At 72.5% G+C, this 13,817-nt stretch carries 3 protein-coding genes; all 3 read left to right on the top strand.

The features are described 5' to 3' along the window. Nucleotides 1-6: 6 nt before the first annotated feature. The 3 genes from OM98_RS03115 to OM98_RS03105 are packed head-to-tail and all read left to right on the top strand — an operon-like array spanning nucleotide 7 to nucleotide 13,810. Nucleotides 7-4,956 (top strand): restriction enzyme, encoded by a 4,950-nt coding sequence (locus OM98_RS03115; protein WP_010533113.1) that lies wholly within the window; start codon nucleotides 7-9, stop codon nucleotides 4,954-4,956. A 3-nt stretch (nucleotides 4,957-4,959) separates the two neighbouring features. Then, nucleotides 4,960-11,439, top strand: coding sequence for a DEAD/DEAH box helicase (locus OM98_RS03110; RefSeq protein WP_010533112.1), 6,480 nt, complete (start codon nucleotides 4,960-4,962; stop codon nucleotides 11,437-11,439). Further along, nucleotides 11,432-13,810: a UvrD-helicase domain-containing protein gene (locus tag OM98_RS03105; protein WP_010533111.1), complete on the top strand. Its 2,379-nt coding sequence runs from the start codon at nucleotides 11,432-11,434 to the stop codon at nucleotides 13,808-13,810. The genes OM98_RS03110 and OM98_RS03105 overlap by 8 nt, the downstream gene beginning before the upstream one ends. The last annotated feature ends 7 nt before the right edge of the window (nucleotides 13,811-13,817 follow it).

The raw sequence follows: 13,817 nt of genomic DNA, 5'->3' as shown, positions 1-13,817 counted from the left end.
GTCCTGATGGCGCACAGTGACGCCCTGTACGTGGTCGAGGATTGGATCAGCGAGCACTACTTCATCTCCGAGGACCGCTCCGGCACCTTCGCGGCCCGCACCAAGGAGCTGCTCGACGGGTGGCGCAGCGCCGGCGAGCACGACCCCGGGTGGCGGAGCCCGCGGGAACGGTTCACCGGGGGGCTCCGCGACATGGTCTCCCGACTGCTGGACCTGCAGGCCGATGCCGCCGCCCTGGACGAGGAGCGTGCGGACGGTTCCGCCCGACGTGAGCAGCTGGCCGAGCGGTCCGTGGCCCTCGCGGACACCCTGCGCACCGTCCTCGGGTACGCCACGGAACAGGGAGTGGCCGAGCGGTGGGACGTCACCCGCACCGGCCCCCTGCGCCGCTTCGCGACGCGCGGCGTGGAGCACGCGCCGCTCGCGATGCTGGACGCCCTCGCCGCCGACGACGTGGAGGACGTGCTGTCCAAGGGCGCCGGACATCTCCCGGCCGACGTCGTGCTGGAAGAGGGCACCGAGCAGGAGCGGACCCTCACCTCGGTCCCGCAGGTGCTCTCCGCCCTGTCCCTCGAGCTCGACGGCCCGGAGTTCCTGCTGGTCCTGGCGGGTCGCTTCGCGGTGTTGACCTCGGCGGACCTCTGGCCCCAGGGCCGCTACCTGGTGGCGGACCTGCAGACCGTCGCCGAACGGGCCGATCTGAAGCGCGGGGGCGAGGTGGAGCGGATGCTCGCCTGCCTGAGCGCCGACTCCCTGGCTCCGGACGCCTCCTCCCACGTCTGGTGGACCACCACCCGCGAGCAGGCCGTGAGCAACGCGGTGGGCGTCTCCGCGGACCTGCGCGACGGCGTCCGGGAGAGCATCGAGATCCTGGCCAACGAGGTGCTGGAGCGCCGACGTGCGCAGGGGCTCCCGGAGCTCGACGACCGGGAGGCGCAGCGCCTCGCGCTGCAGTCCCTGCGTTACCTGTACCGCATCCTGTTCCTGCTGTACGCGGAGGCGTCCCCGGAGCTGGGGGTGGTGCCGGCCGGCGCCCCCGAGTACCAGGCCGGCTACTCGGTGGACCGTCTGCGGGACCTGCTCCAGCGGGAGGTCCCCGCGGAGGCGGAGCGGGGCACCTACCTGTACGAGTCCCTGCAGCTCCTGTTCCGCCTGGTGGACGAGGGGCACGCGCCGAGGACGGAGACGAACGGCCCCGGCGAGGACGGCGACGGGGGCGAGGAGGCCGGACACGGCGCGGGCTCCCTGGTGTTCGAGCGGCTCGAGGCGGACCTGTTCGACCCGGCGCGGACGGCGCTGCTGGACGAGGTGGGCCTCGGTAACGCCGCCCTGCAGAAGGTGCTGGAGAACCTGCTGCTCTCCCGGGTGAGGAAGGGTCGGGACCGCGGCTTCATCAGCTACGTGGCGCTCGGCATCAACCAGCTCGGCGCGGTCTACGAGTCCCTCATGAGCTACACCGGCTCCATCGCCTCGGAGGACCTGGTGGAGGTGGCCCGGAACGGGAGACCGGAGGACGGCTCCTGGGTGGTGCCCGCCGACGTGGTGGACGAGGGGATGCGCCGGCACCTGGTGATGGTGCAGGACGAACACGGGGAACCCACACCCCGCACCTACCGTCACGGCGAGTTCGTGTTCCGCCTCTCCGGGCGGGCCCGGCAGCAGTCCGCGAGCTACTACTCCCCGGAGGTCATCACCTCCTTCACGGTCTCCCAGGGTCTCGCCGAGCTCCTGGACCCCGTGATCGCGGACGATGCGGACCTGCCGGAGGGCACCGCGACGTTCGCGGACGAGGACTTCGATGGTGATCCGATCCGGCGGCGCCGCACCGCGGCCGCGGAGATCCTGGACCTGTCGATCTGTGAGCCGGCCCTCGGGTCCGGGGCGTTCGCGATCGAAGCGGTGCGGCAGCTCGCGGCGGAGTACCTGACCCGCCGGCAGGCGGAGACCGGCGAGCGCATCGACCCGGAGGAGTACGCCGCCGAACAGCAGCGCGTGAAGGCGTACATCGCCCTGCACAACGTGTACGGCGTGGACCTGAACCCCACCGCGGTGGAGCTCGCCGAGGTCTCGCTGTGGCTGGACACCATGGCACCCGGGTTGAAGGCGCCCTGGTTCGGCCTGCGCCTGCGTGCCGGGAACTCGCTGATCGGGGCCCGGCACGCCCTGTACTCCTCGCGCGCCCTCGGCGAGGCGAAGCTCAAGGACGTGGTGGCGACGGCCCCGGAGGCGCTCCCGCTCACCACGCTGCACGAGCAGGCGAGCGAATCCGGGCGACGGCCGGGTGTGGCGGGCAAGGTGTTCCACTTCCTGCTGCCCGGGGAGGGCTGGTTCGCCGCCGCTCAGGATACCGAGATCAAGAAGCTCGCCCCCGGGCGGGCGAAGGAGCTGCGCGAGCACGCCAAACGGTTCCAGGCGAAGCCCTCCGCGCATGACCTCGAACGGCTGCGGGCGCTCACCCAGCGGGTGGAGGAGCTGTGGGGCTTCGCGCTGCGCCGCCAGCGGATCGCGGAGGAGCAGACCCGCCGGGCGATCCCGGTGTGGGGGGCGAAGACGCCCGGGGGCGGGGAGGTGACCCGCGAACAGATCGAGCAGAGCCTCGCGGATGCGAACTCCGCCTACCGTCGCCTGCGCCTGGTGATGGACGCCTGGTGCGCCCTGTGGTTCTGGCCGGTGCTGCCGGAGGACGGGGTGGCCCCGCCCACCCCGGCCGAGTGGCTGGACACCCTGGAGAAGATCCTGGGCAGCAGCCTGGAGGTCGCGAAGGACCGCACCGGCTATGCCCGTCACCGGGCCGGTCAGCGCATCATGGGGTCCGCGGCCGACTGGGACGAGCTGGACGCCATCGAGACCTTCTTCGTCCTGGGGGGCGCGGTGGACATCGCCGCCCTGCTGGGGGACACCCCCTGGCTGCGCCGCACGACGGAGATCGCCGCCGAGCAGCGCTTCTTCCACTGGGAGCTGGACTTCGCCGCCGCCTTCGACCGCGGCGGCTTCGACCTGCAGGTGGGGAACCCGCCCTGGGTGCGTCCGCGCCCGGACGTCGCGGCACTGCTCGGGGAGTTCGACCCGTGGTGGGTGCTCGCCAACAAACCCTCGAACGCGCAGAAGGCGTCCCGCCGCGAGCTCGCCCTGGCCCGAAGCGGCGCAACGGAGAGCGTGCTGCTCGGATCGCGCGACGTGGAGTCCACGGCAGCATTCGTCGGGTCCGGCGCGATGTACCCGGAGATGGCAGGGACCCAGCCGGACCTCTACCGGAACTTCATGGCGCAGACCTGGGCGCATGCGGCCGAATCCGGCGTGTCGACGCTCGTGCATCCGCCCTCGCACCTCACGGACGCGAAGGGTTACACGCTGCGCGGTGCGACGTATCCGCGCTTGCGCCGTCACTGGCGTTTCATCAACGATTTGAAGCTTTTCTCCGAGGTCCACAACCTCGTGGAGTATTCGGTGAATGTGTACGGCGCGAGAAGTGAGGTCGACTTCTTGAGCGCTGTGAGTGTCTACCACCCCGCAGTGGTCGAGGGGTCGTTGCGTCACGACGGTTCGGGGCGCGAGCCGGGCTTCAAGAGCCCAACCGGGGGCTGGGATCTCACCCCGCACCGTGCGCGGATCCAGCGCAACCGTCGCATGGAGCTGGAGCTGTGGCACGCGCTCATGGAGTCCGGCGACGAGGACGTGCCGGTGGGGGCGAGTCGCATGCTCTCGTGCGTGAACCACGCGGCGGCGGAGGCGCTCGCCGTGCTCGCGCGCGCCCCGAAGGTCGGCGCTCTGCGGCCGGAGTTCAGCAGAGGATGGGACGAGAGCCTCGACCGTGCCAAGGGGTTCTTCGAGAGCCGCTGGAGCACGCCGCCGTCGTGGCGGGACGTGATCCTGCAGGGACCGTACTTCCACGTCGGCACCCCCTTCGCGGCCGAGCGCAACCGGACGATGTCGAGCAACCGTGACTACTCGGCGCTGGACCTGGAGACGCTCCCGGCCTCGGCGATCCCGGCCACGGAGTACCAGCCCGTCCACGGCGAGAAGACCACCGTGAGCGGCGAGGTCGTCCCGGACACCTCGGCCTACGACCGCGCCTACGGCACCTGGGTCCTCGAGCGCGACACCGACGGGACCCCCACCCGCACCACCCCGGTCCGCGACCACTACCGCGTGATGTGGCGGAAGATGGCCGCGACCACTGGGGAACGGACCTTCATCTCCGCTGTCTACCCCCCGGGCACAGCTCACATCGACGGTGTGGCGTCTTTCGGGTTCCCGGATTCGGTGACGTCCCTCGCTGCCGTGGCGGCCAGCAGTACCTCGATCATCGCTGACTTCTTCATGCGGTCCACCGCGGGGGCGAACCTTCGCGAGCCCGAGGCTCGACGACTGCCGACAATCCCTGTTGATCATCCCCTCGCGCCCGCCGCCATGCTCCGCGCCTTGCGTCTGAACTGCCTCACGGACGCCTACGCCGATCTCTGGCAGGACGCCTACGACAGGGCCTTCCCCGCGGACGCCTGGACCGGCGGCCTCGACCGGCCGAACCGTCCCGCACTCGGGGACGTCGGCCCGGAGTGGTCGACGGCCTCCCCGCTGCGGATCGCCGAGGACCGGCGGCAAGCCCTGGTGGAGATCGACGCGATCATGGCAATCGTCACCGGCATCCCGATCGACGACCTGGTGACGATCTACCGCACACAGTTCGGGGTGCTGAACGACTACGACCGTGGCGAGGGTAAGAAGGCGTACATCTACGACGCGAACGGCAGGCACGTCCCCAGTTCCGTGCGCACCGCCTGGAACAAAGCCGGCCGGCCCGAGTCGGGCATGCCCCGCGAGGACCGCACCGCCCTCCACCCCAGCGCCACAGGTACCGGGCGGAGCATCGTGTACGAGCTGCCGTTCCGGATCCTGGATCGCGAGGCGGACATGCGCCGCGCCCACGCCGAGTTCCTGCGCCGGACGGAGGCCTGAGCCGTGGCCGAACTGCTCCCCACCCGGCAGGCCGCGGCGCTGCGTCGCGCCGTCACCGATTACGTCACCACCGCCATCTCCCTGGCCGACCCCTCGGTGGACTCCGCCCTGGACGCCTTCCTGACCGACCCCGCGGCCGGCATCTTCCTCGGCCCCTACCTGCGCACCCGCCTACCTTTCGCGGAGAGCGCCGCGGAGGTGCCCGTGCACCAGGTGGTGCCCAGCCTGCCGGCGGATTTCACCCCGTACGCGCACCAGGCCGCGGCCTTCGACCGGCTCAGCACCGTGCCCCGGCCCGGCGACCCCGAGGACCGTGACGGCTTCCGCCTGCCCCGGCCCACCGTCGTCACCACGGGCACCGGCTCCGGGAAGACCGAGTCCTTCCTCTACCCCGTGCTCGACCACGCGGCCCGCGCCCGCGCCGCCGGCGTCGGCGGGCTCAAGGCGCTCGTCCTCTACCCCATGAACGCCCTGGCCAACGACCAGGCCTCCCGCCTGGCCCGCACCATCACCGGGAACCCCGCCTACCGGGGCATCTCCGCCGCCCTGTACACGGGGGAGGCGGGGGACTCCCCCTCCACCACCGTCACCGCCGACGGTCTCGTCACCGACCGCGAGATGATCCGCCGCAGCGTGCCGGACATCCTGCTGACGAACTACAAGATGCTCGACCAACTGCTGCTGCGCCGGGCCGACCGACCCCTCTGGGACGCCTCCGGCGACAGCCTGCGCTACCTGGTGCTCGACGAGTTCCACACCTACGACGGCGCCCAGGGGACCGACGTCGGCATGCTGCTGCGGCGGCTGCGGATCGTCCTCGAGGCCGCCGCCCACGGCCCCGTGCACCTCACCCCCGTCGCCACGTCCGCCACCCTCGGCGACGGGGAGGACGCCGCCCGGGCCATGCTCGATTTCGCCGGGACCGTGACCGGCGTCGACATCGACCCCTCCGCCGTGATCACCGAGACGCGTGTGGACCTCGACGCCTTCACCGCGCCCCCGCGGACCGCCGTCGCCGGGATCATGCAGGACGACGGACTCCCCGCCCTCACCGCCGTCACCCCCTCGGTGCCCGCCCTGCAGGCGCTCGCCCGCACCCACCTCGCCGCCGGAGGGGACACCGACCCCACCCGGCTCCTCGAGGACGTCCTCGACGCCCTCTGGCGCGCCGAGGACGAGGACGACTCGCCCGCCGTGCAGATCGCCGCCCGGGGCGGCGTCGGCGCCCGCGACCTGGCCCTCGCCCACCCCGTCGTCCGTGAGATGCTGGACGCAACCCGCAGCGCCGTCGCCCTCACCGCGCTCGGTCGTCGCCTGTTCCCCGCCTCCACCGACGACCGCGCCACCGACGACGCCACCTCCCTGCTGCTCGCCGCCCTCTCCCACCTGCGCGCCACGGCCGGCCGCAACGCCTTCCCCTCCGTCGAGGCCCACCTGTGGATCCGCGAGGTGACCCGGGTGGACCGCCTGGTCACCACGGCCCCGGCCTTCACCTGGAGCGACACCGCCGGCCACGACGACACCCGCGCCCTCCCCGCGATCCACTGCCGCCACTGCGGTCGTTCCGGGTGGGGTGTCACCACCCGCGCCGTCGGCGATGACCTCGACCTGCGCCCCGACGCCGTCCGCGAGGACGCCGTGCGCCGCACCGGCCGCTTCCGCGCCCTGATCCAGGACACCACCCTGTCCGGGACGGGCGACGGGACGGAGGAGACCGCATCCCGTTCCCGCCGCCGCCACCTGAACCTCGACACCCTCACCCTGGACCGGCTCGGACCCGTCGCCGAGGATGCCGACTCCTCCGGTATCCCCGTGCTGGTGCACGCCGGGGCGGATGCCGACGACCGCTCCCTGGACCAGAGCTGCCCCGCCTGTGACGAGAAGGACGGCATCCGCTTTCTCGGGTCCCGGGTGGCGACCCTGCTCTCCGTGACCCTCACCAGCCTGTTCGGCACCCCCGGCCTGGACCTGGGGGAGAAGAAGGCCCTGGTCTTCACCGACTCCGTGCAGGACGCCGCCCACCGCGCCGGCTTCGTGGAGGCCCGCTCCCACGGCCTCTCCCTGCGGTCCGTGATCCACGGCGCCCTCACCGAGGAGCCCACGGCCCTCGAGAGCATCGTCGAGCGGATGCTCGACGCCGCCGTGACGCCCGAACAGCGCTACCGCCTGCTGCACCCCACCATCGCGGGCGTCGAGCGCCTCCGACCCTTCTGGCAGGAGGGAGTGCCCGGCACCCCGCTGTACTCCCGGCCGGACCGGCGCCGCGCCCGGGAGTCCGCCGCGCGCCGTCTGGCCTTCGACGTGGGGCTCGAACTGGGGCTCACCGGACAGGTGGGCCGCACCCTCCTGCTCACCGGGTCCGCCCGGGCCCAGGTACGGGCCACCGACGCCGAGCTCGACGCCGCCGCGGACCGTGCGCTCGCCGGCCTCGAGGCCTCCGCCCTCGGGGACGACCGCCGCCTCCGCCGGCTCTGGGTGCGGGGTGTGCTGGAGCGCCTCCGGACCCGGGGTGCCGTCTCCCACCCGTGGCTCCGCCCCTTCCGCGAGAGCGGCGGTATGGCCTACCGGCTGTGGGGAGGGCGTCCCGATCCCGACCTCATGACCGCCTTCCCCCCGGACCGGGCACGTCCCGGACTGCCCGCCCTCGGCGCACTGGGGGACCGGAGCGCGTTGGAGGACCTCACCGACCGTCGCGGTTGGTACACCGACTGGACGATGCGGGTCCTGGGTCGGGTGAGGGGCCTCGCCTCCTCCCTGCTCCGACCCCTCCTCGAGTCCCTGCGGGACGCGGGCGTGCTCGACGAGGTCGCGGCGAAGGACGGGGGTGGTGTGCGCAGTTTCGCGCTGCTCCCGGACCGCATCGAGGCCTGCCGGCCCCCCGGAGGGCCCGATGAACCGACCCCGGCGTTGGCCTGCACGGTCTGCGGGGAGACCGTCACCGGCACCGCCCCGGTCCTGGAACAGCTCGAGGAAGGGAACTGCCCGCGCTTCCGGTGCGATGGGGAGCTCCGCCCGCACCCGATCCCCACCAGCTACTACCGCAGCCTGTACGCCGGGGACATGCGCCGTGTGGTCGCCCGGGAGCACACCTCCCTGTTGGAGAACGTCGAGCGCCTCGCCCACGAGACCGCCTTCAAGCGCAGCCACACCACTCCCGGGTCCCCGAACGTCCTGGTCGCCACCCCCACCCTGGAGATGGGCATCGACATCGGTGACCTCTCCACCGTGCTGCTCGCCTCCGTGCCGCGCACCGTCGCCAGTTATCTCCAGCGCGTCGGCCGTGCCGGGCGCCTCACCGGGAACTCCCTGGACATCACCTTCGTCGCCGGCCGGGGTCGTGCCGCCGGGGTGTTCGCGGACCCCCTCGACATGCTCAACGGCACCGTCCGCGCTCCCGGGGCCTACCTCTCCGCCGAGGAGATCCTGCGCCGGCAGTTCATCGCATCCGTGTTCGACGCCCTCGCGGGTGACGACCGCATCGACCCACCCACCCCGCAGCGACCCGTGCTCGCCTCCTCCGGCCCCGGGACCTTCCTGGGTGCGCTCCTGGAGGAGATGAGCCGCCGCGGGAATGACCGCATCGAGGCCTTCCTGGGCACCTTCGCCCCCGGGGAGCACGCCTGGGACGGTCTCACCGAGGAGGCGCGGGAGGACCTCCGCGCCTGGGCCCGCACCACCGAGCAGGGCAGCGGGCTGCAACAGGCCGTCCACGACGCCGTCCGGTCCTGGAACGCCGAACGCGAAGAGCTGCGGCGCCGTCGTGCCCACGTCCAGCAGAACCTCGCCGCCCTCGCGGAGCTCCCCACCGATGAGGAACGAGCCGCCGCGATACAGGCCCTCACGGCCGAGTCGCTGCTGATCAGCGCCGAACAGGAGGAGATCGGCGACCCCGAGGCGTTGAGCGACGACGAACGCCGCGCCGAGGCCCGCCGCCTGCGGGGGAGCGCCGGACGCGTGGGGGCCGAGGTCTCCGCCCTGGAGTCCGCCCACTGGATCGGGGTGCTGGAGCGCTTCGCCCTGCTGCCCAACTTCACCCTGGTGGACGACGCCGTGGCCCTCGACGCCACCCTCATCTGGCAGGACGAGGCCGGGCACTGGCAGCACGAGGCCTCCACCATCACCCGCTCCGGGCGTCCCGCCCTCACCGAACTCGCCCCCGGGTCCCACTTCTACGCCCACGGCCGCGACCTCGTCGTCGACGCGGTGGACATCGGCGTGGACGGCCACGCCCTGCAGGACACCGCCTTCTGTCCCGTCTGCGGTCGGGTGGTCCCGTTCGCGGACACCTCGCCCCCGGTGCTCTGCCCGGGCTGTGGTGACCGCGCGATCGGCGACCCCGGGCAACACCGGGCCGTGGTGGACCTCCGCCGGGTCTACTCCACCATGACCCGCAACCGCTCCCGCATCACCGATTCCTCCGAGGACCGGGTACGCATGCGCTGGGAGACCGCCGTCTCCGTGGCGTTCGACCACGACCGGCTGCGCCACCGCTGGACTGTACCGGGCCTGGGGCTCGGCGTGGACCTGCACCGGGGGACCACCCTCACCCGGCTGAACCTCGGCGCCCCCCACCAGGCCTCCGGGACCCTACGGATCTCCGGCGAGGACCGCTCCGCCCCCGGCTTCCTGCTGTGCGCGGAATGCGGGCACCACGATTCCGACACCGGTGGCAACAGACCCCAGGACCATCAGTCCTGGTGCGGCCTGCGGTACGCCCGGGAGGGACGGAACCGGGCGGCGCTGCTCGCCCGCACCGTCACCACCGAGACGGTGCTGATGACGCTGCCCCGCGACGTGCTGGACGATCCCACGGACGAGAGCCTCTGGAACCTGGTCGGCGCCTGGCAGCTCGGCATCGAGCGTCGCTTCGGCGGCAGCATCGGCTCGCTCGACCTCGATGTCGTCCCCCATCCCGACCGCGCGGGCGAACGTGCCCTGTTGCTCTCCGACGCCGTGCCCGGCGGCACCGGCTACCTGATGGAGCTCGCCGAGGCCCCCCAGGTGTGGTCCATCCTCGTCGGCGCCCTGGACGCCCTGCGCGACTGTGCCTGCCAGGAGGAGGGCCTCGCGGCCTGCCATCGCTGTCTGTTGCCCCAGGTCCCTCCGCCGCGACGTCCCCTGGTGCGCCGCGACCTCGCCGTCGAGCTGCTCGAGCACCTGCTCGGGCAGGAGCCGGACGCCGAGCGGATGGGGTGGGAGCCCGTGGACGGTGCGGCCGACCAGTCCTCGGTCGCGGACTCGGACCTCGAACGTCGCTTCCGCCTGGCCTTCCGGGACGCCGCATCGGCCCTGCCCGGGGCCGACGTCGCCACCCGCAGCAGCGACCGCGGCCAGGTGGTCACCGTGCGCCTCGGCGGACGGGTCTTCACCATCACCCCGCAGGTGGACGTCGCGGGCACCCGCCCCGACTTCGTCCTCACCTGGCCCGGTGCCGACGTCGAGGGCATCGCCGTCTACACAGACGGTCGCACCTTCCACGCCAGCGGGACGCACAACCGGGTGGCGGACGACGCGGTCAAGCGGATGCGCCTGCGCCGGCACGGGTACCTGCCCCTCGCCGTCACGCGGGCTGACCTCGACGAGCGCGCCCGACGGGACGACGACAGGTCCGGCGGCACGCTCCCGGATCTCCTGGTGGACCGGGCCGTGGCAGCCTGGGAACAGCGGTCGCCGGGCAACCGGGACACCGCCCGACTCCTCACCGCCGACCCGATCGACCTCCTGCTCGCCATCATGCGGGCAGGCTCCACGGATCCTCTGGTCCGGGTCGCCGCTCCACTCCCGTTCTTCTTCGTGTACCCGGGGAACACCGCACTTCTCGGCCGCATCTCCTCGGACGACGCGCCGGGGGTCGCGCTCGGACTGCTGGACGGAAAGCCACTGCCCGAGGGGAGCGGCGGATCCCAGGTCGTCGGCCGCTGCACCGGGGAACTCTCCGTCGTCGCCTCGATCCCGGCGCCCGGGAGGGCGGGCACCACCACCCTCGTCCTCGACGACCGCCCCGCCGCCGTCGAGGCCACCGGGTTCGCGGAGTCCTGGCGCACCTGGGGCCTGCTCGCGAACCTCGCCCAGGGGCATCCGGCCGGGGACTCGGTGGTCCTCACCACCGCTTCCCTGGTGGTGGCTGGGCACGACGTCACCCGGGACGCCGTCGAGGAATCAGCGCCCGTGCCCGCCCGGGTCGACATCGTCGTCCCGCAGGACTGGCAGCAAGCCCTCGACGACGCGATCACGGACACCGAACGGCAGGTGCTGCGGGCCCTCTCGTCCCTCGGTGTCGAGGCGCCCGTGGTGGGGGAGGAGTTCGGCGCCGGGATCCCCCTGGACCTCGCCTGGCCCGAGCGACGCCGGGCCTTCGTGGCCGAGGAACTCCCACCCCGGGACCGGGAGCACTTGGAATCGGAGGGGTGGTTGATCGTCGGACCCTCGACGGAGAATGTCGCCGAACGACTCGGACTGACCGGAGGCACCGCGCATGAGTGAGACCACCACGATCTCGATCTCCGACTCCTTCTTCGGGAGCATCCCCAAGAACCTGTTGTCGCAGGTCGACTCCACCTTGAAGAAGCTGCGCGCGAACCGCGAGATGGCCGGGCTGCACGTCGAGCCGATCCACCAGGCCGCGGACGACCGCATCCGCTCCATCCGGGTCACCCGTCAGTACCGCATCCTGGCCTTCGAGCTCAGTCGTGCCGGCGACCCCTTCTGGCTGGTCGAGGGGGTGTACGACCACGACGACGCCTACCGCGTGGCTCGCTCCCTCTACCTGCGCGTGAACCCCGTCTCCGGCTCCACCGAGATCCGCGACGACGCCGAGGCGCTCCGGACCGGCGAGGGTGGCGGGTACTCGGAGTCCGAGCTGCAGCGCCGCGCCGCGGAGATCGCTGCGGAGCAGATCGCGGAGCGGGAGGCCCGCGAGGCGGCCCGACGGGAACACGAGGAGCGAGAGGCCGAGGACGGGTCGACGGAGGCCACGCCGGAGGCTCCCGCGCCCGCGCCGACGGGAGCCGGCGGCCCGGTCCTCACCGTGAGCGCGCAGGAGCTCGAGGAGGAACTCGGCATCGACCACGCGCTCGCCCGCGCCGCCGCCGAGGCCGACGAGGACCAGCTCCTGGAACTGGCCGACTCCGCCCCGGGCTGGCAGGGGAAGGCGCTCCTGGACCTCGCCACGGGGACCTCCCTCCCCGACGTCCGTGCCGCCTACTTCACCGGTGCCGGTGGCGGTACCGCCGTCGGCACCCCCTCGTCCACCGAGGACCTGGTGCGGTCCATGGGCTCGGACGCATCCCGGGCCACCTTCCACCTGATCAGGGACGACAAGGCGCTCGAGAAGATCCTCGCCTCGGCGGACTTCCAGCAGTGGCGGGTGTTCCTCCATCCTGAGCAGCAGACCTACGTCGATGTGAACACCCGCGGCCCCTACCGGCTCACAGGCGGGGCCGGGACCGGGAAGACCGTCGTCCTCGTCCACCGGGCGGTCCGCCTGGCCCGGGAGTCGCGCGAGCAGGGCCACACCCCACGCATCGTCCTGACCACCTACACCCGCAACCTCGCCGACGCGCTCGGGACCCACGTGCGCTCCCTGGACGGCGACGTCGAGCGCACCGACGTGCTGGGGAACCCGGGGATGCACATCGAGAACGTGGACCGGATCGCCCGCAACCTGGTGGTCGGGCGTCCCGGGATCGAGGGACCCATGGAGCAGGTGCTCGGATGGGGCACCCGCCGGCTCGAACGGATGCGCTCCGGCGGCACGGCCTGGCAGACTGCCCTCGACGAGGCCGGGGCGGACCTCGACGAGGCCCTCCGCTCGGAGTCCTTCCTCGCCGACGAGTACCGGGAGGTGGTGCTCCCGCACCGGATCACCGACGAGACCGCGTATCTCCGGGTGGCCCGGGGCGGGCGGGGGACGCGGCTGGGCCGGAACCAGCGCCGCGCGGTGTGGAAGGTCGTCGCCCGATACCGCGAGAACGGGATGCGGGACGAGCAGATCGACTGGGACGAGCTCAGCGCCGTCGCCGCCGCGGTGCTCGACGCCCGTGCGGAGGAGACCGGGGAACGCCCCGCCGACCACGTCCTCGTGGACGAGGGGCAGGACCTGCGACCGCCCCAGTGGCAGATGCTGCGGGCCCTGGTCGCCGAGGGCGAGGACGACATGTTCATCGCGGAGGACTCCCACCAGCGGATCTACACCAATCCCGTGCGGTTGGGTCGCTACGGGATCCGCATCACCGGTCGCTCCCGAAGGCTGAAGCTCAACTACCGCACGACCGCCCAGAACCTGGAGTTCGCCGTGAGGGTCCTCGACGGCGGCGACTTCGACCTCGGGTCGATGGACGAGGAGACGATCGGTGCCGCGGGAGGGGGTTCCTTCCGGTCGGCCCGGAGCGGCCCGGAGCCCCTGCCGATCCACGCGGAGGACCTGACCGACGAGCTCGAGAAGACGGCGACGCAGCTGCGGACCTGGCTCGACGAGCTCCACGAGGCGGACATGGACCCCTCGGCCATCGGCCTGCTCACCCGATGGGCGAATACCCGCGACCTGCTGGTGCGGGCGATGGCGGAGCGGGGCCTCACGGTCGCGAACATCGACCGCAACGCCGAACGCACCGGCGCCCCGCTCGCCATGACGTTCCACCGGGCCAAGGGCATGGAGTTCTCGAAGGTGTTGCTGTTCGAGGTCGACGCGGGCTCCGTGCGGAGGCCGCAGCCCGGCCAGGCCTACGACGAACAAGCCGCCTCCATCGCCGAGCTGCAGGAACGGTCCCTGCTCTACGTCGGAGCCTCCCGTGCCCGCGACGAACTCGTCTACACGTGGACGAAGGCCGCCAGCCCGTTCCTGCACGTGGACTGAGCCGGGA

Source organism: Brachybacterium squillarum M-6-3, from assembly GCF_000225825.1.
In the GTDB taxonomy this organism is placed as follows: domain Bacteria; phylum Actinomycetota; class Actinomycetes; order Actinomycetales; family Dermabacteraceae; genus Brachybacterium; species Brachybacterium squillarum.
This window is presented reverse-complemented; position numbering and strand designations above follow the sequence as displayed.

Coding starts and splice junctions, on each gene's coding strand:
- OM98_RS03115 (WP_010533113.1), top strand. CDS start 7: ATGGCGCACAGTGACGCCCTGTACGTGGTCGAGGATTGGATCAGCGAG.
- OM98_RS03105 (WP_010533111.1), top strand. CDS start 11,432: ATGAGTGAGACCACCACGATCTCGATCTCCGACTCCTTCTTCGGGAGC.